Below are 17,783 nucleotides of genomic sequence, written 5' to 3'. Positions count from 1 at the left end.
TTTTGAATATGCTGACCATGAAAAAACGTTTTTATCTGCTGTTGACTGCTTTGTTCGCCACCGCCTTGCTGGCAGGCTGCGGCAAGCCGGCCGCGCCCAAGCTGGAATTCAAGAGCATGGATATCACGGGCGCCGCCTATGCGCGTGAATTCTCGCTGACCGACCACACGGGCCAGCGCCGTACCCTGGCCGATTACAAGGGTAAGCTGGTGCTGATGTTCTTTGGCTACACACAATGCCCCGACGTATGCCCTACCACCATGGCCGACATGGCCCAGGTGATGAAGGAAATGGGGCCGGATGCTGATAAGGTACAAGTGCTGTTCGTCACCGTCGACCCCGAGCGCGATACGCAAAAGTTGCTGGCTGAATACGTGCCTGCCTTCGACAAGCGTTTCGTGGGCCTGTATGGCACGCTCGATGAAACGGCCAAGGTGGCCAAGGAATTCAAGGTCTACTACGCCAAGGTCGAGGGCGAAACCGATAATAGCTACACGGTCGACCATACGGCCGGCACCTATGTGTTTGACCGCGAAGGCAAGATCCGTTTGTTCATCCGCCACGGCGAAACCCCGGCGGCAGTAGCGCACGATCTTAAACTTCTGCTATCCTGAGCTGATCGCGCCCGATGGGCGCTTTTTTCAGGATACAAGGGTTTATGGAAAAACGTTTCGAGCCGTATGCCCGCCTGGCAGCCATCATCTTTTTGGTGATCGGCTGCTTTTTTGTTTTGCGGCCCTTCCTGGCGGCGATGCTGTTTGCCGTCTGCGTCAGCATCTCAAGCTGGCCCTTGTACCTGCGTCTGCTGCACCGGTTGAAAGGCCGGCGCAACCTGGCTGCCGCCATCATGACGGTCTCGCTGGTGCTGGTGGTCGTGCTGCCTTTGGTACTGGTCACCTACAACCTGGCCGACAATGTTTCCCGCATGTATGACCAGATCCGCGCGGCACTGGAAGCGGGTGGCTTGCAGCCGCCTTCCTGGCTGGCCAGCATTCCGCTGGTGGGCGAGACCATCGATGGCTATCTGCGGCGTTTGATCGGCGACCGCGAAGAATTGCTGAGACTGGGCAAGACCATGCTGGAACCGGCGCGCCATTTCCTCGCTTCCGGCGGCATCGTGCTGGGCAGCGGCGTGGCGCAAACCAGCCTGGCCGTGTTCGTCAGCTTCTTCCTGTATCGCGATGGCCAGCAATTGCAGCTAGCCTTGCTGACGGGCAGCACGCGCATCATCGGCGACAGCGCGCCGGGCGTGCTGCTGACGATCAGCCGCACCGTGCGCGGCGTGATGTATGGCTTGCTGGGCACGGCGCTGGCGCAGGCGCTGGTGGCGGTGGCGGGCTTTTTGATCGCCGGCGTGCCTGCCGTAGCCCTCTTGGGTATCGCCACCTTTATTTTGTCGCTGGTGCCGGTAGGGCCTCCGCTGATCTGGGGCGGCGCCGCCATCTGGCTATTCAGCGAGGGCCATACGGGCTGGGGCATTTTCATGCTGGTGTGGGGCGCCTTGCTGATCAGCGGCGTGGACAATGTGGTCAAGCCCATGCTGATCAGCCGTGGCAGCAGCCTGCCGTTCCTGCTGGTGCTGCTCGGTGTGCTCGGTGGCGTGCTGGCCTTCGGTTTCGTGGGCCTGTTCATCGGCCCGACTTTGCTGGCGGTGCTGTACAGCCTGCTGCAAACCTGGACGGTGGGCGAGACCTCCGTGCCGCAGGTTAAGTAATTAGTCGCGCAGGTCGGCGTCCAGATCCCGTTCCTGCTTCGGGATCACCTTGATCAGCACGATGCGGGGCCCGTTCATTTTCTTGACGACGATATCGAAGTCGACAAAGGTGATGCGCTGGCCCTGTTTCGGGATATCGCCCAGCTTGACCATGATCAAGCCGCCCACCGATTCCACGTCTTCCAGTCCCAGTTCCTCGTTTTCGATATCGATGCCGAGTATGCGTTCCAGTGAAAAGATGGGCAGGCTGGCCTTGCCGATCAGGGTACCGTCGCTTTGCTTGAGCCAATCGTTTTCATTGCGGCGGAATTCATCGCGGATTTCACCGACCATGGCGCCCAGCAAGTTATCGAGCGTAATAAAACCCAGCGGACGCTTGTTCTTTTCGCCGATCAGCGCGAAGTGTGGCGCGCCGTCGCGGAAGCGGCGGAACAGTTCCAGTGCCGGCGTGCGCGCGGAAATAATGTCCACCGGACGCAAAAACGGCGTCAGCGCGGTGATCGGTTTGCCGGCTTGCTGCGCAAAGAACAAGTCTTTCAGATGCACTACGCCCAGCACGTCGTCGCCATTGGTATCGAAATACGGGTAGCGGCTGAAGCGGTTGCGCAGCACCGTCTCCAGATTTTCTTCCAGGCTTTGCGAAGCGTACAGGGCGCTCACTTCATTGATAGGACGCATCAGGTCGGACACCGTCATCTGTTCGAAATCGAGCGACTGGGCCAGGATATTGCGTTCGTCGCGCGTGAATTTCTCGCCAGGCTGACTGGTGCGCAGGATCAGCTTCAGCTCATCGGACGAGTAATGGGCGTCGTGGCTGCCCTTGCCGGACAGGCCCGCCACGCGCAGCACCCAGTTGGCACTGGCGTTGAGCAGGTAGATGGCCGGATACATGGTCCAGTAAAAGCCATACAGGGGAATGGCGCTCCACAGGCCGATCGCTTCCGGATTGCGGATGGCCAGCGATTTTGGCGCCAGTTCGCCCACTACGATGTGCAGGAAGGAAATCACGCTGAAGGCCAGCACGAAGGAAATGCCGTGGATCAGCTCTTGCGATGTGACGCCGAGGGCGGCAAACAGTGGGGAAACCAGGCCGGCAAAGGCCGGTTCGCCTACCCAGCCCAGGCCCAGCGAAGCGAGCGTGATACCCAGCTGGCAGGCGGACAGGTAGGCGTCGAGTTCGCCATGTACCTTGGCCAGGATGCGTCCCCGTAGTCCCCGTGTCTTGGCGATGGCGCGGATGCGTGTGCGCCGTAATGTAACGATGCCAAATTCGGCGGCAACAAAAAAACCGTTCAGCGCGACCAGGAAGAGGGCGAGCAGGACTAGCAAGACATTGTGCATGGGGGCGCAATAAGATGGGCTATAAAAACGTCATCTTAAACGACGAAGGGCGGCATAACCTAATTTTGCCTGTGCCTGATACGCTCCTCGCCCGTTTTTTCCACATGGCAGTACGCGCGCATGCCTGGATTTGATCATCATCAATACGTCCAAATGATGCAGCCATAGACTGTGGAGGCGATGGCTACCATGCTGGCGTCCCCTTATTATTTTGTTCACCTCACCTTACTTCAGGAGTCCAGCGCATGCTCACAAACTGGTGGTCCGTCATTTTAGCGTCATCGGTAGTTGCTGCCTTGATCGGTGGCATCTTTACTTTTTTCAATGCTGCCCGTATCGAGCGTTTGAAGCATGAGTTTTCTGCTAGGCAAGAACGTGCCAAGCGGCTTGGTGAAGCGCATACGGACTTGTTGGCCATTACTGAAACAGCGATATTGGACTTGGACAAGGCGAAAGCGGACCCGAATAGCGTCCTGCGCACCTTGGTCAGTGCGATGACGGCCGATTTTTCCACTGCCGAGAAGATATACCAAAAAGTGCGTCCACTGCTGGCCAACGCCTTTCGTTCGCAGATCGATGCCCACTTGCAAACAGCCGTCGAACTGAATGCCGCGTCGAGCAAGCAATTGTTGAATGAAGCCAGCTTCGATCAGAAGAGCGAGTTGCTTAACTTGCTGAAGGCCCGCAGCGAATTCATCGCTATGCTCAAGTCCCAGATTGCCGACGCTTACGCCCAGGTGGCCGGTGCTTGAACGAAAATGGATGGCGAACGGTTTTAATGCATTTGTGCCCCTTCTGCTGACGCCAGGATCACGTCCAGTGCCGGATGCCTGATCTTGCGTTCGTTCGAGATGACATAAAACTGTTCGCGCAAGGTCGCTGCCTCGCCCACCAGCACGGCGCCGAACTGTTCCTCAATGTCGGCTGCCAGCCTGGCCGAAGCGAAGAACAGGCCCAGGCCCTTGCGGCCGAAGGCGTTCAGCATGGCGTTGTCTTCGAATTCGCCCACCACGTCGGGCCGCACGCCTTGCTGCACCATCCATTCATCGATGCGCCCGCGTAAGGCGTTATTGCGTGCCGGCAGCAAAAAGGGTGCGCCAGTCAGGCTATCCGGAAAGCCGGGCCGATAACGTGCCGCCAGCGCGGGTGCGCCGAATAGCTTCATCGAGCTTTCTCCCCATAAATGGCTCGAGACGCGCAAGCTGGCGCCGGCCGGCACGGCGCGGTCGGTCAGCACCAGGTCCAGCTTGTGCAGGGCCAGGTCGGCCAGCAGGGATTCAAACTCATCTTCCAGGCACACCAGCTTGACGGGTTTATCGAGGCTGCGCGTGGCGTCGAGCATGCGGTAGGCCATCAGTTTCGGTAGCGAGTCGGAAATGCCGACGGTCAGTCGCATTTTTTCCGCATCGGCGTCGCTGAGCGCATCCTGCATCTGTTCGCCGAGCAGAAAAATCTGGTCCGCATAACCGAGCGCCAGCCGGCCCGCCTCGGTGGGCACCAGACGGCGTCCCTGTGGCTGCAGCAAGGATTTGCCCAGTTCCTTTTCCAGCAGCGCCAGCTGGGTGCTGATGGTTTGCACGGCCAACCCCAAGCGCTCGGCCGCCCGCGTCACGCCCCCTTCACGGGCAACGACCCAAAAGAAATACAAATGCCGGTAATTGAAGCCCGTGGTTTTCATGCCTGCGTCCTATCTTCTGTTTTTACGAAGTAATGCTTCCATTATCTTCCATTTTTTAATCAATCGCGCGCCCCTATACTGCCTGTCATTCAATCATGACAACAAGGAAATTCGATGAAGCATTTCAGGGTGTCATTCCTGGTGACATTTGTCTGCCTGGCCATTGCGGCCTGGTGGGGTTATACCCATGGCGGCGTCTCGGCCATGATGTCGGCGCTGGGTATCGCGGTGATCCTGGGCGTGATGGAAGTGTCGCTGTCTTTCGACAACGCGGTGGTCAATGCCTCGGTACTGAAGACCTGGGACAAATTCTGGCAAAACCTGTTCCTGGGCGTGGGCATCATCATCGCCGTGTTCGGCATGCGCTTGTTATTTCCGCTGGTGATCGTGGCGCAGGCGGCAGACCTGGGCCTGTTGCAAGTATGGGACCTGGCCTTGAGCGATCCGCAGCAGTATTCAATGCACCTGACTAATCACCACGCAGAAGTGGCGGCCTTCGGTGGTATTTTCCTGCTGCTGGTGTTCCTGAACTTCTTGCTCGATGACGAGAAAGAAACCCATTGGCTGGGCCGCTTTGAAGAAAAACTGGGCGCGCTGGGCAAGGTATCGTCGATCTCCGTGATGATCGCGCTGGGCACCCTGATGGCTAGCCTGAGCATGATAGAGCCGGGCCAGAAACTGGTGGTGCTGACGGCCGGCTTGTGGGGCGTGCTGACCTATGTGGGCGTGGATGTGATCAGTGGCTTGCTGGAAGGCGATAACGGCAACGGCAATGTGGGTGACATCGTCAAGCGCGGCGGTATCGGTGGTTTCCTGTATCTGGAAGTGCTCGATGCCTCGTTCAGCTTTGACGGCGTGATCGGCGCGTTTGCGATTACCAAGGATGTCGTGATCATCATGCTGGGCCTGGCCATCGGCGCGATGTTTGTACGCTCGATGACGGTCTTCCTGGTACGCAAGGGCACCCTGGACGAGTTTGTCTACCTTGAACACGGTGCGCATTATGCGATCGGCATTCTGGCGCTGATCATGTTGGCCAGCATGAAGTTCCACATCCCCGAGATCTTCACGGGCCTGATCGGCGTGGCGTTTATTTTGGCTTCGCTGTGGTCGTCGATCCGCTACAAGCGCAGGATGGCTTTGCTGGAAGGTGAGGATCAGCCTGAGCTGGAAGCGGCCAAGGCTTAATCGCAAGCAAACCGCGGCAAACGTTCACACCCGTTTGCCAGCATGAGGCAGCAAGCGTCGCCGCCGGCCTGGGGAGTCGGGCCGGTGGAGGGCGCCAGGTGTTTTTATTTTTAAATAGGAGTAACACATCATGGCTATCAATCTGCAAAAAGGCGGCAACGTTAACCTGAGCAAGGAAGCACCTGGCATCGCCAAAATGATCATCGGCCTGGGCTGGGATGCCCGCGTCACCGATGGCGCCGCCTTCGATATCGACGGTTCGGCCTTCCTGCTGAAGGCGGACGGCAAGGTGCGCGCCGACATCGACATGATTTTTTATAACAACCTCAAATCGAGCGATGGCTCCGTTACCCACACGGGCGACAACCGCACCGGCGCCGGCGATGGCGATGATGAAAGCGTGGTGGTGGACCTGGCCAAGGTGCCGGCCGACGTTGACAAGATCGCCGTCTGCGTGACCATCCACGACGCTGAAGCGCGCAAGCAGAATTTCGGTATGGTATCGAAGGCCTATGTGCGCTGCGTCAACGAAAACGGCAATACGGAAATCGCCCGCTTCGACTTGTCGGAAGATGGCTCGACGGAAACGGCGATGGTCTTCGGTGAAATCTACCGCAATGGCGCCGATTGGAAATTCAAGGCCATCGGACAAGGCTACAAGGGCGGTCTCGGCCCATTAGCGGCATCGTTCGGTGTGGGCGTCTAAGTTGCAATAGTTCTATTGTCACCATCGTCAAGAAGGAGTTGCTGTATGCCAATTTTCAATGTGACCGGAGAGGTCGATCCGTTTCTGCATATCGCGCTGGCCAAAGGCGAGAAGATTTATTGCGAGTCCGATGCGATGGTGATGATGGAAACCAATCTCGAGCTGAAAGGCAAGATGACGGGTGGCATAGGCGCTGCGCTGATGCGCACCTTTGCCAACGGCGAGTCTTTCTTTCAGCAGCATATCGAGGCCTTGCGCGGCGATGGCGATTGTTTGCTGTCGCCCACCTTGCCAGGCGCCATGCGGGTGTTGGACATTGGTAGCCAGCAATACATGATCAGCGATGGCGCCTTCGTGGCGGCCACTTCTGGCGTGGAATTGAAGGTGCGCACGCAAAGCCTTGGCAATGCGCTGTTTGCCCAGAGCGGTGGCTTTTTCATCACCGAGACGGCAGGCAGCGGCCAGTTGGCGGTATCCGGTTTCGGCGCCATGTCCGAACTGGAAGTGGCGCCTGGCAAGGACGTGGTGATCGATAACTCGCACGTGGTGTGCTGGGACAACCGCCTGCAATACGAAATTTCGATGACCACCGGCAGCAGCGGCGGATTCCTGGGCAATCTGATCAATAGTCAGACCAGCGGCGAAGGCATCGTGCTGAAATTCAGGGGAACAGGAAAGATCCTCGTGTGTTCGCGCAACCGTGCAGCCTTCCTTGCCTGGACACAAAGCAAGCCGGCGTAAGTAAGTCATACATTCAATTTAATCATCAGGAGCAAAACGTATGTCTGTCAATTTGAGCAAGGGCCAGAAGATCTCGCTGGACAAGGAAGCTGGCGCTAGCCTGAGCCGTATCACCATGGGCCTGGGCTGGGATTCGATCAAGACCAAGGGTTTTTTCGGTTTCGGTGCGAAAACGGAAGCCATCGACCTCGATGCGTCTTGCGTGCTGTTCGATGACAGCAGCAAGCTGGCCGATATCGTCTGGTTCCGCCAGCTGAAAAGCCGCGATGGCAGCATCGTTCACACGGGCGACAACCGCACCGGCGCCGGCGATGGCGACGACGAGCAGATCAATGTCGACCTGACGAAAGTGCCGTCGCAGGTGAAAAGCCTGGTCTTCACCGTCAACAGTTTCACGGGCCAGAATTTCTCGCAGGTGGAAAACGCCTATTGCCGCATCGTTAATGCGAGCAACCAGCAGGAAATCGCGCGTTTCAACCTGTCGGTACAAGGCGCCCACACGGCGCAGATCATGGCCAAGCTGTACCGCCATAACGGCGAATGGAAAATGCACGCGATCGGCGAAAACGGCAATGGCCGTACCTTTGACGATTTGATGCCACAGATCGCGGCGCATTTGTAAGGAGTCGTCCCAAGGAGTAGTTCGCGGCGGGCGGGACACGGACCGGATACCGGGCCTTGCCCGCTGCTCTTAGATTGAAGGAGAGTATGTTGTGATGCGTTTGCTGATAGCCCTGCTGCTTCCATGTCTCACGTTCTTTTTGCTGGGGCGCCCGCTGGCCGGTGCCGCCGCCCTGATATTGCAGTGCACTGTGATCGGCTGGGTGCCGGGGGCCCTGTGGGCCCTGCACACGGTGAACCAGCACAAGACGGAGCAGGAACTGGAAGGGGCCGTAAGCCGCAGCTACATGCGCAGGCGTAGTCGGGTGATTTAAATCCCCCGGGCGCCAGGAAATCCTTGCGCTAAAGCCCGCACGAACGATGTGTCTACATCGGCGTGCGGGCTTTTTTATTTTGCAGCCGGTTGAGGATGATCCTTACGTTATCCAGAACCGCTGGCACAGCAAAATCGCGGCGTTGTAGCCGGCGTGGGCCAGCATCGGCGCTAGCAAGGAGCCGCTGCGCTGGTAGGCGTAGCCTGTGCACAAACCCAGCACGAACACGGGCAGCATCGAAGCGGGTGGATGGACGATGGCGAAGATGGCGGCGCTGATGGTAATCGCTTGCCAGGCGGGTAGCGAGCGGCGCAAGCCGCCCTGTATCAAACCACGGAAGATGAATTCTTCGCACAAGGGCGCGGCAAGCACGGTCAGGCCGATCAGCCACAGCCAGTCCCGGCTCCAGCCGGCCGTATGCAATAGCGGTGCGGCCGGCAACTGGCCGTTCGCCTGCAAGGCGAACAGATAGGCGATGCCGCAGACGGCTGCCAGACCAGCACCAATACCGCCCCAGCGCAGCGCTTGCTTTCCGTTCAGTATGCGCGGCACGCCAGCCGTCTTGCTGCGCCAGTACAGCAGGCGCACCAGCACATAGGTCAGTCCACCGGCGGCGCCGAAGGCCAGTGCGATGTGCAGCAGGGTCGCGCTGCCTTTGCCTTTGAGCAGCAGCAAGATCAGCACCTGCGCCACGAAGAACAGCATGGCGGCCATCAAGCCGTCCGAGGCCGACACGCGCGCCGGCGGCGAAGCAGCCGGGTCCAGCAGATACGGTATCTGGTCGCGCGCCTTTTGCCACAGCGCCAGCGCCAGCGCCACCGTTAGCACGAGGAAGACCAGTCGCTGCACCAGGCTGCCGGCCGACAGGGCGCCGATGTACAGGCCTGTCAGCAGCATGTACAGATACAGATAAGTGGGGCGCATTTTCGCTTGCACCTCGGTGGCCAGCGGATCGCTGGCAAACACGCCCAGCGCCACGGCGATCACGCTATACAGGGCGATGCCGGCCAGCGCCAGCAGCATCAGGCCAGCCATGTCCCAGCGCCATTGCGGTATGAACAGTAGGGCTGCTCCAAACAAGATCAGCGGATACACCATGGATAATACGGCCCACAGCTGGGCTTTTTCCTTCAAAGCCTGTTCGACAGAAACAGGGAAGGTGTACAGCATCCACAGCGAACCACCTTCCTTGTTCAGGGTCTGGAAGGCGGACATCATCAGGGTGTAGGTGCCGAGGAAAAAGCCGGTCGAGACCAGCAGGGCAGGGCTTTCCAGCAACTTATGCACATCATGCAGGCGGCCTGTAAATACCACCTGGCTGCCAAGGATCACGAGTGGCAGCAGCAAGGTTTGCACGAAGAAGTTGCGGTCACGTTTGAGCAGGCTCAATTCGCGCCGCTGTATCACCGTGCCAATCTGCCAGCGGCTGGACGGCTGTGCTGGCGCGTTTGCCTTGGGGGCCGTACGCATGCTGGCACGCTGGCCACTCCCCACCACGCCATCGCGCAGCTGGCGGCGCAAGATCAGCATGCCCAGCCATAGCAGCACGGCCACTTGCACCAGCAGCGTTGCGGCCAAGGCCACGCTGGGGCGATTCAGTAGTTGTATTACCAGGCCTGGTGGCGTCCAGCTGCTCCAGGCAGGCATGTCGGCGGCCCAGCCGAAGGCAAAGCCCTGCCGGCTCATGCCGAACGACATGGCGATATACATGGGCACGATGCCGACGATGGAAATCAGTGCTTGCAAATTGCCCAGGCTGGACGGCGACAGCTTCAGACGCAATCCTGTGTCGACCAGGGTGCGCAGCATGGCCGCTGCCAGCAACAGCAACAGGCTGAGGGCCAAGGCCGGCAGCGGCGCCAGCCAGCCATAGCCGCCATACCAGGCGATCACGGTAGTTGAGGGCAGCAGGGCAATCAGGCCGACCGGGTTGGCCACGCTGCGCTCAAACACGCGCGCCCATAGCAAGGTGGTTTTGGAGGTGGGCAGGGTGACCAGCCATTCCAGGTCCCAGTCCGGCTTGGCCAGGTCGCCTGCGCCCAGCGGCAGCAGCACGCTGACCAGCCATAGCAGACATAATTGCAAGCTCAGGCCTGCCAGTAGCGCGGCACTGAACGGTGTGCCTGTCAGCTGGGCCGCCACTGCATCCATGCCGTCTTGCCCATGGCAGGTGGTGATGGCGTCCAGCCCGCAATGCAGGTTCAGTACGCTTTGGTGCGCGATATTACCGAAAGAAAACAGCATCGCCGCCAGCACGAGGGCGCTGACCAGCCACATGCCGCGGCGCTTGCCGGCCGTGGCGGGGCGGGATTTTTCATGGTTTTTTTTGCGCTTGAATGCAAAGCGGGCGCCACCGACATTGAGCATGCGCTGCAGGCGCAAACGGGTCAGCAGCCAGATGGCGCGCAAGGGCGTGACATGCGCGGTGTTCATGCGGCAGGTTCCGTCAGTTGCAGGAACAGTTCTTCCAGGCTGCCCTTGCTGGCCAGTTGCTGCCGGATATCGTCCAGGCTGCCGGTAGCGGCCAGTGCGCCCTGGTGGATGATGGCAACCCGGCTGCACAGCTTTTCCGCCATATCCAGCAAGTGGGTGGAAACGAAGATGGTGGTGCCGGCGGCGGCGATGCGCAACAGCCGTTCCTGCACCTCGCGCGAAGCGCGCGGATCGAGGCCGTTGATCGGCTCATCGAGTATCAGCACGGCGGGATCGTGGATCAGCGCGCAAGCCAGGCCCAGTTTTTTCTTCATGCCCAGCGAGTAATTGACGGCGAAATCGTCGCCCGCTTCATCGAGGCCAAATTCGCTCAGCAGGCGCGCCGTGCGCTGTACCGCTTCCGCGCGCGGATAGCCATGCATTTCAGCGACGAATTGCAGAATTTCGCGGCCGCGCAGATAATCATAAAAGATGGGATTGTCGGGCAAATAACCCACCTTGCGCTTGACGGCGGCGCCATCGCGGTGGCAATCGAGGCCATCGATCAAGACCCGTCCCGCGCTGGGCACCAGGATGCCCATCATCATGCGGATGGTGGTGGTCTTGCCCGCGCCATTCGGGCCCAGGAAGCCGAACACTTCCCCCTTGCCTACTTGCAGGCTGAGCGGCTTGAGCGCCTCGAAACTGCCATATTGCTTGGATAAACCTTCGAAGGCGATCATCTTGCATCCTGGAAAGAATAAGTAGGTTGCAAGATAATAGCCTGACACTTGGTTGTTGCCAAATTAGTTGCCAAATGCTTCTATTAACCGCTGTTGGCTTTTGGCCGTGATACGCAGGGCTCGGCTGTCGAGTTCGCGTTCGGCCCAGCCCTGGCGCAGTGCCAGTTGCAAGATGGCAGCACCCAGTGCACCGCCCAGGTGGGGACGCCGCTCGCTCCAGTCCAGGCAGGGGCAGGCGAAGCGGCGGCGCTGGCGCTGCAGTGCGCTAACGTCGATACCGAGCGCCGCCATGGCGGCTGCGCCTGTTGGCGAGAGACGGTAATTGTTTTCCTCTGCGATCAGCCAGCCCTGCGCGCACAGCTGGTCGTGCAGCGCGACAGCGACCGTGCCGGCCATATGGTCGTAGCAAGTGCGCGCATGGCGCAAACGGTCTGGCGTGGCGGGCATGAAGGGCTGGCGCGGTACGCCGGCCACCACCAGCAGCGCTTCCAGCGCCTGGCCAACTTCGGCGCTGGCCAGCCGATAGTAACGGTGCTTGCCTTGCGCCACGACCGAGAGCAAGCCGTCGTCGCGCAAGCGGCTCAAATGCGCGCTGGCCGTGGAAGCTCCCACCTCGGCCAGCACCGACAATTCGGTGGCCGTGCGCGCATGGCCATCGAGCAGCGCGCACAGCATGCGCGCGCGGGCCGGTTCTGCGATGGCGCCGGCCAGTTGCGCCAGGCTGGCGTCGGCCGTATGGGAAAGAAACGTGTCATCCATGATTCGTTATAGGGCGAAGTGTTGTGGTGGAATAGCCAGCATACTCGCCAGCATCTCCTACCGCAATGGAAGCGCCATGTATCTTGATGATCCGGTCCACGCGCTCGCAGCCGTCACGCATGCAGCACCCTATGATTATTATCGGCGCCTGGCGGCAGGCCCGCCGCTGCGTTTTGATACGCAGCTCGATTGTTATATCGCTGCGGGAACCGCTGGCGTGCAGGCGGTGCTGTCTCACTCCGATTGCCGTGTGCGCCCGCCCGGCATGGCGGTGCCTGAAAACCTGGCGGGCACGTCCTGCGGGACGATCTTTGCCGAGCTGGTGCGCATGAATGAAGGTGCGCGCCATACTGTACCGAAACAGGTGCTGGCCAGTGCGCTGGGCCAGGTGGACTTGGTGCGCCTGCACCAAAGTACGCTGCAGATTGCCCGCGACCACATCCCAGGCAACGCTGTGGACTTGCATAATGCGATGTTTGAACTACCGCTGTTTGCCATGGCAGGCTTACTGGGTTTTGCGCCTGCGCAATGGCCGCAACTGGCCGCCTGGACGCGTGATTTTGTCGCTTGCCTGTCGCCACTGTCCAATAGCGATCAGCTGGCTGGCGCACAAGCCGCGGCCGCCGCGCTATTGCAGCGGTTTACGCTGTTGCTGCGCGATACTGTACCGGGCAGTTTGCTGGCTGAAATCAAGATGGCAGGCTGGCAAAGCGAGCCTCGCTTGCTGGCCAATCTGATTGGCTTGCTATCGCAAACCTGCGAAGCGACGGCGGGCCTGGTCGGCAATGCGGTGCTGGCCTTGCGCACGCAGGCGGGATTGCACGCACGACTGCGAAGCGACCCCGGCGTGTGGCCAGCCATGCTGCGTGAAGTGAGCCGGCACGATCCATCGATACACAACACCCGCCGCTATACGGCATGTCCGGTCGAGATCGGTGGCGTGGCCTTGCCGCCAGGGCAGATGCTCCTGGTGGTGCTGGCCAGCGCCGGCCACGATGCAAGCGTGCATGCAGAGCCGGGCCGCTTCATGCTGCAGCGTCCCGTTTCGCCGATCCTCACGTATGGACATGGAAGGCATGCCTGTCCGGGCCAGCAACTGGCGCAAACGATGGCGGCGGCTTGTCTGCAGTCCTGGGCCGATGTCCTCGCCGCCATGCCGCTGGCCTGGTGCTACCAGCCGTCATTGAATGCCCGGATTCCCGTATTTATGGAAGGACAAGCCGCATGATCGCCGTGATATTTGAAGTCTGGCCCAGCACTGATGGGCGCCAGCATTATCTGGACCTGGCCGCGTCCTTGCGCCCCTTGCTTGATGAAGTCGATGGCTTTATTTCCATCGAACGCTTCAGCAGCCTGAGCGAGCCTGGCAAATTATTGTCGCTATCGTTCTTTCGCGATGAGGCGGCGCTGGCGCAATGGCGGCAGCTGGAACAACATCGCGCGGCGCAGAGCGCGGGACGGCAGGGTGTGTTTGATGATTACCGGCTGCGCATCGCCAGCGTGGTACGCGATTACGGCATGCAAGACCGGCAGCAGGCGCCACCAGACAGCCGCCAGCGCCACCAGGCTTAGCGCTTAACGTGTTTAGCGTGGTAGGGCATTCTGTGTAATCTTGACTTTCACCCGATAGGTAGGCTCCGCCGCATTCATGGCGGGTGGCGAATCCGGGTCGACGTCGAGCAGGGTGAAGGTCAGGTGGTTCACCGTGACAGAGCTGGCGCCGCCGGGCATGGAGTCGGACAGGGTGATGTCGCTGCTGCCGTTCTTGCCGATCAGGCTGAAACTGTAGCTGACGTAGCCTTTCCAGACGCACACGGCGCCCTTGCGGCAGCGGCTGTCGTTGACGCGCTCCAGTTTCAGTGTATCGGTGGCCGTGATGGCGACTTGCTGGCCAGGTGTCAGTACTTGCGTCACCGTGCGCGGGGTATTTTCGGCGTCGCTGGCGCTGCTGGGTGCGCCGCAACCGGCAAGCACAGCCAGCATGGCTATGCATAAAGGCAAGATCAAGCGGCGATAGGTGTGGGTCAGATAAAACATGTTTTTCCTTTCAGGTACTGATCGCTAAGGCGTCCTTGGCGTGCTTTGCACGCATAAGATTAAAATGATAATAACAAGATGTTATTTTTTTGGCGCTCTCCTGGCGCCATGGCGATGAATTGCGGCGCCGGCTACGCGGCGTCTTGAATACTGCGTAGAATGGCTGTTTTGAAAATCAGGAAACAACCATGAAAAAAACCGACCTGGCCAAAAGCGATGCCAAGAAATTGATGGGAAAGATGAACGTTCCCGGCGCTGGCGCCTTCGGCAAGGAAGCGGTGGTCGTCGACCGCCGCGAGCAGCGCAAGCGCGACCAGGCTCTGGGCCTGGTGCCATTCGCTGTCAAACTCAACAGCGAGCTGGTGTTGCAATTGCAAAACCTGGCCAAGGAGCGCGGCGTGGATTTGAATGAAGCCGTCGCTGAAGTGTTGACCAAGGGCCTCGCTGCAGCATAACTGCAGGAAATATTGGCCTGTTGCTAAATATCGAAGAACAATGGAAAAGGCGCCTTGCGGCGCCTTTTTTACTAGCTATCCAGCGTATTACTTATACGTAGGCCGCCAGCGCGCCCTTCATTTTTTTCAGTGCCGCCACTTCGATCTGGCGGATGCGCTCGGCCGATACGCCGAACTCTTCAGCCAGCGTGTGCAAGGTAGCGCCGGAGCCATCATCGTTGGCCAGCCAGCGCGCTTCGATGATGCGGCGCGAACGGTCGTCCAGCTTGCCCAGCGCTGTTTCCAGGCCTTCCGATTGCAAACGCGTCACCTGCTCCGCTTCCAGCACCTTGGTCGGCTCGCTTTGCTCCGACGACAGGTAGGCGATCGGCGAAAATTTGTCATCTTCATCGTCGCTAGGCGATTCCAGCGCAATGTCGCGGCCGCTCAAGCGGGTTTCCATCTCGATCACTTCTTCGCGTTTCACGTCGAGCAGCTTGGCCAGCGCATCGATCTGTTTCGGCGTCATCGCGTCCAGGCCCGTCTTGTGGCTGCGCAGATTGAAGAACAGCTTGCGCTGCGCCTTCGTCGTCGCCACTTTCACCAGGCGCCAGTTTTTCAGGATGTACTCATGCATCTCGGCTTTCACCCAGTGCATGGCGTACGACACCAGGCGCACGCCCTGGTTCGGGTCGAAGCGCTTGACGGCTTTCATCAAACCAATATTGCCTTCCTGAATCAGGTCAGCGTGCGGCAAACCATAACCGAGGTAGCCGCGGGCGATCGATACTACCAGGCGCAGATGCGACAGCACCAGTTCCTGGGCGGCGCCCAGATCATTCTTTTCACGCAGGCGCGTGGCCAGCGAGATTTCTTCTTCGTGGGTCAACATGGGCAGACGGTTCACGGCCGAAATGTAGGCGTCGATATTGCCCAGATTGCCTGTAAAACCGAGGCCCAGTGCATTACTCTTGCTCGGAACCAGTGCGGACATCGTAGTCATGTTTACTCCTCGTAGTCTTGCTTTGTTCCATGTGGCCATGTGTTGTACATGGCGCCATTATGTGTTCTGTGTTTGTGTTGCTCGGTGCAGATTGCGCCACCATTTACTCCTGGTGCGCATGACTGTTCTGCTAACGGTATGCCATATATTAGCACTCTCTGGTGATGAGTGCCAATCAGCTCCTCCAATCACCCTGATAGCCTAAATACTATGGCCCTGTGATACTTGATAATCAGACCACATAGCCCCTGCAAGCCGCAGCCTGAGCCGTTGTTGCATATGCCAGACACTTTTTGATGAGGCCAGTCTACGGGACTTGCCTGAAGCGAACCTTAAGAATACTTGCTAAATATCAAGTGAATTTATGGCAATGGGTGGGGAGTAGGGAGGAAGAAGGCGGCGCCGGCAGCGCCGCCTTTCACAGCAGATTTAATTGACACGCGCCAGGTGGCGCTGCACGCACAGGAAGGCGCCAATCAGGCCCAGGCCGGCGCTCATCGCCAGCAAAGCCGCCATCGGCAGCGGCGCCAGCGGCGCCAGCTGGAATTCGGACGCATACAGGCGGGCAAATTCGGCAATTGCCGTATTCAATGGCCGCAACGCCAGCGCCACGGCGCCCAGCGCCAGCGCGCCTGCGCACAGGCCCAGCAGGGCGCCCGTGTAATAAAACGGCCGGTGAATAAACGTGTCGGTGGCGCCGATCAGCTTTGATACGCTGATTTCATCGCGTTGCGTCATCACTTGCAGGCGGATGGTATTGAAGACCACGGCGATCACGGCCGCACCCAGGGTGATGGCCAGCAACAACAGTACCAGGCGCAGCACGCCCAGCAGCGCGGCCAGGCGCTTGACCCAGGCTGAATCGACTTGCACCGACTCCACACCGGGCAACTGGCGCAATTGTTCCGCTACCGCATCGACGTCTTGCGCTTCAGTGGCGCTATTAAAGGCGTCCAGTTTCAGTACATAGCTGTCGGGCAAGGGATTTTCGCCCAGGGTATTCAAGACATCGGCCAGGCCATTCTTGCTTTTCAGCGAGTCCAGCGCGTCTTCGCGGGGAATGAAAACGATCTTGGCTTTCTTGTTGCCCTGCACAATCCTGCGGATTTCGCCAGCCAGGCCCTTGGCCTGTTCGCGCGGCGTATCGATTTTCAGGAACACGCTCATTTCCGGATCGACCGACATCTGTTCCGACATCGGGCGTACGTTGTCGAGCATGGTCAAGCCGGCAAACGGCAGCGACAGGGCAATCGCCACCACGAACACATTCAACAAAAAGCCGCTCGGCGACTTGCGCAGGTGAATCAGCGCCGAGCCGAGCGCAAAGCGGTGTTGACGGAACCAGCCTCTCATGGCGCCTCTCCTTCCATGTTGCCCAGACCTGGTGCAAAGTTCGGATCGGGTGGCGCGAATACGGGTGCTTGCGTGGCTTTTTCGATGGAGACCAGTTGACCGTTTTTCAGGTGGATCACGCGCGCGGCGGCATCGAGCATCTGTTCGTCATGGCTGGAAATGAGGCAGGTCACGCCCACCGAATGGAAGGCTTTCAGGGCATCGAGCACCTTGTCGGCGGCGGCGCGGTCCAGGTTGGCGGTCGGTTCGTCAGCCAGAATAATCTGTGGCCGGTTGACGATGGCGCGCGCGATCGACACGCGCTGCTGTTCACCGCCCGACAGCGATAGCGGACGCGCCAGTGCGCGGTCCAGCAAGCCGACTTTATCGAGCGCGGCGCGGGCGCGTTGCTCTGCAGCTACCTTGTGCGCGCCCACGACCAGCAGCGGCAACATGACGTTGGCCAGGATCGAGCGGTCATTGAGTAATTTTTGTTGTTGGAAGATCAGGCCCAGGTTGCGGCGCAGAAAAGGTACGCCAGCCGGCTTGATCTTGCCGATATCTTGTCCGTTGACGATCAGCTTGCCCGAAGTGGGGCGTTCCATGGCGGCAATCATTTTCAGCAGGGTGGATTTGCCGGCGCCCGAGGGGCCGGCCAAAAACACCAGCTCGCCTTTGGCGATGTTCAGCGAAATGTCGCTGAGCGCCACTGCATCGGGGAAATATTGCTTTGAGACGTGCTGAAATTCAATCATGTAGG

The 17,783-nt window shown here is 59.5% G+C and carries 20 protein-coding genes; 11 read left to right on the top strand and 9 right to left on the bottom strand.

Features of this window, described 5'->3' with window-relative positions; all coding sequences use genetic code 11:
* Positions 1–17 precede the first annotated feature (17 nt).
* Together HDE75_RS20780 and HDE75_RS20775 are read left to right on the top strand one after the other, a co-directional pair.
* The gene (locus HDE75_RS20780) at positions 18–614 is read left to right on the top strand and encodes an SCO family protein (RefSeq protein WP_183680049.1); all 597 of its coding nucleotides are present in this window, start codon (positions 18–20) and stop codon (positions 612–614) included.
* A 44-nt stretch (positions 615–658) separates the two neighbouring features.
* The gene (locus HDE75_RS20775; RefSeq protein ID WP_183680047.1) at positions 659–1,714 is read left to right on the top strand and encodes an AI-2E family transporter; all 1,056 of its coding nucleotides are present in this window, start codon (positions 659–661) and stop codon (positions 1,712–1,714) included.
* Here the strand turns inward: HDE75_RS20775 and HDE75_RS20770 are convergent, their stop codons facing one another.
* Positions 1,715–3,055, bottom strand: coding sequence for a hemolysin family protein (locus tag HDE75_RS20770; RefSeq protein WP_183680045.1), 1,341 nt, complete (start codon positions 3,053–3,055; stop codon positions 1,715–1,717).
* Positions 3,056–3,351: 296 nt separating this feature from the next.
* Here HDE75_RS20770 and HDE75_RS20765 point away from each other — a divergent pair, with 296 nt between their 5' ends.
* Entirely contained in the window at positions 3,352–3,807 is a 456-nt protein-coding gene (locus tag HDE75_RS20765; protein ID WP_183680043.1) for a hypothetical protein, read from the top strand.
* 23 nt (positions 3,808–3,830) lie between these two features.
* Here HDE75_RS20765 and nhaR read toward each other — a convergent pair whose 3' ends face one another.
* The gene (gene nhaR / locus HDE75_RS20760; protein ID WP_183680041.1) at positions 3,831–4,733 is read right to left on the bottom strand and encodes a transcriptional activator NhaR; all 903 of its coding nucleotides are present in this window, start codon (positions 4,731–4,733) and stop codon (positions 3,831–3,833) included.
* Between the two features lie 114 nt (positions 4,734–4,847).
* On the opposite strand from nhaR, the gene HDE75_RS20755 reads away from it, so the two are divergent.
* From HDE75_RS20755 to HDE75_RS20735, 5 genes are all read left to right on the top strand, one after another.
* Positions 4,848–5,921 carry a DUF475 domain-containing protein gene (locus tag HDE75_RS20755; RefSeq protein ID WP_183680039.1) on the top strand — a complete coding sequence of 358 codons (1,074 nt, stop codon included), beginning with the start codon at positions 4,848–4,850 and terminating at the stop codon, positions 5,919–5,921.
* A 130-nt stretch (positions 5,922–6,051) separates the two neighbouring features.
* Positions 6,052–6,627, top strand: coding sequence for a TerD family protein (locus HDE75_RS20750; protein ID WP_183680037.1), 576 nt, complete (start codon positions 6,052–6,054; stop codon positions 6,625–6,627).
* Between the two features lie 45 nt (positions 6,628–6,672).
* Positions 6,673–7,368 carry a TIGR00266 family protein gene (locus tag HDE75_RS20745; protein ID WP_183680035.1) on the top strand — a complete coding sequence of 232 codons (696 nt, stop codon included), beginning with the start codon at positions 6,673–6,675 and terminating at the stop codon, positions 7,366–7,368.
* A 40-nt stretch (positions 7,369–7,408) separates the two neighbouring features.
* Positions 7,409–7,990 (top strand): TerD family protein, encoded by a 582-nt coding sequence (locus HDE75_RS20740; protein ID WP_183680033.1) that lies wholly within the window; start codon positions 7,409–7,411, stop codon positions 7,988–7,990.
* A 94-nt stretch (positions 7,991–8,084) separates the two neighbouring features.
* Positions 8,085–8,303, top strand: coding sequence for a YqaE/Pmp3 family membrane protein (locus HDE75_RS20735; protein ID WP_183680031.1), 219 nt, complete (start codon positions 8,085–8,087; stop codon positions 8,301–8,303).
* Between the two features lie 102 nt (positions 8,304–8,405).
* Here the strand turns inward: HDE75_RS20735 and HDE75_RS20730 are convergent, their stop codons facing one another.
* From HDE75_RS20730 to HDE75_RS20720, 3 genes are all read right to left on the bottom strand, one after another.
* Positions 8,406–10,736: a CPBP family intramembrane glutamic endopeptidase gene (locus tag HDE75_RS20730; protein WP_183680029.1), complete on the bottom strand. Its 2,331-nt coding sequence runs from the start codon at positions 10,734–10,736 to the stop codon at positions 8,406–8,408.
* Positions 10,733–11,458, bottom strand: a complete 726-nt coding sequence (locus HDE75_RS20725) for an ABC transporter ATP-binding protein (RefSeq protein ID WP_183680027.1) — start codon at positions 11,456–11,458, stop codon at positions 10,733–10,735. The genes HDE75_RS20730 and HDE75_RS20725 overlap by 4 nt, the downstream gene beginning before the upstream one ends.
* Positions 11,459–11,521: 63 nt before the next feature.
* The gene (locus HDE75_RS20720) at positions 11,522–12,217 is read right to left on the bottom strand and encodes an ArsR/SmtB family transcription factor (protein WP_183680025.1); all 696 of its coding nucleotides are present in this window, start codon (positions 12,215–12,217) and stop codon (positions 11,522–11,524) included.
* 76 nt (positions 12,218–12,293) lie between these two features.
* Between HDE75_RS20720 and HDE75_RS20715 the strand changes: the two genes are divergently transcribed.
* Both HDE75_RS20715 and HDE75_RS20710 read left to right on the top strand, forming a co-directional pair.
* Positions 12,294–13,445 carry a cytochrome P450 gene (locus HDE75_RS20715; protein ID WP_183680023.1) on the top strand — a complete coding sequence of 384 codons (1,152 nt, stop codon included), beginning with the start codon at positions 12,294–12,296 and terminating at the stop codon, positions 13,443–13,445.
* Positions 13,442–13,789 (top strand): antibiotic biosynthesis monooxygenase family protein, encoded by a 348-nt coding sequence (locus HDE75_RS20710; protein WP_183680022.1) that lies wholly within the window; start codon positions 13,442–13,444, stop codon positions 13,787–13,789. Before HDE75_RS20715 ends, HDE75_RS20710 begins: the two co-directional genes overlap by 4 nt.
* A 12-nt stretch (positions 13,790–13,801) precedes the next feature.
* Here the strand turns inward: HDE75_RS20710 and HDE75_RS20705 are convergent, their stop codons facing one another.
* Positions 13,802–14,254 carry a hypothetical protein gene (locus HDE75_RS20705; protein ID WP_183680020.1) on the bottom strand — a complete coding sequence of 151 codons (453 nt, stop codon included), beginning with the start codon at positions 14,252–14,254 and terminating at the stop codon, positions 13,802–13,804.
* A gap of 188 nt (positions 14,255–14,442) precedes the next feature.
* Here HDE75_RS20705 and HDE75_RS20700 point away from each other — a divergent pair, with 188 nt between their 5' ends.
* Positions 14,443–14,709: a hypothetical protein gene (locus HDE75_RS20700; RefSeq protein ID WP_183680018.1), complete on the top strand. Its 267-nt coding sequence runs from the start codon at positions 14,443–14,445 to the stop codon at positions 14,707–14,709.
* A 91-nt stretch (positions 14,710–14,800) separates the two neighbouring features.
* On the opposite strand, the gene rpoH is transcribed toward HDE75_RS20700, so the two are convergent.
* The 3 genes from rpoH to HDE75_RS20685 all read right to left on the bottom strand — a co-directional run bounded on the left by rpoH (position 14,801) and on the right by HDE75_RS20685 (position 17,778).
* Positions 14,801–15,691 (bottom strand): RNA polymerase sigma factor RpoH, encoded by an 891-nt coding sequence (rpoH, locus tag HDE75_RS20695; RefSeq protein ID WP_183680016.1) that lies wholly within the window; start codon positions 15,689–15,691, stop codon positions 14,801–14,803.
* A 429-nt stretch (positions 15,692–16,120) separates the two neighbouring features.
* Entirely contained in the window at positions 16,121–17,044 is a 924-nt protein-coding gene (gene ftsX / locus HDE75_RS20690; protein WP_183680014.1) for a permease-like cell division protein FtsX, read from the bottom strand.
* On the bottom strand, positions 17,041–17,778 hold the full coding sequence (locus HDE75_RS20685) for a cell division ATP-binding protein FtsE (protein WP_183680012.1): 738 nt from the start codon (positions 17,776–17,778) through the stop codon (positions 17,041–17,043). The genes ftsX and HDE75_RS20685 overlap by 4 nt, the downstream gene beginning before the upstream one ends.
* Positions 17,779–17,783: the final 5 nt, after the last annotated feature.

It is taken from the genome of Janthinobacterium silvisoli, from assembly GCF_014200725.1.
In the GTDB taxonomy this organism is placed as follows: Bacteria; Pseudomonadota; Gammaproteobacteria; order Burkholderiales; family Burkholderiaceae_D; genus Janthinobacterium.
Note: the sequence above shows the minus strand (reverse complement) of the source record. Positions and strands in the feature narration are given on the sequence as shown.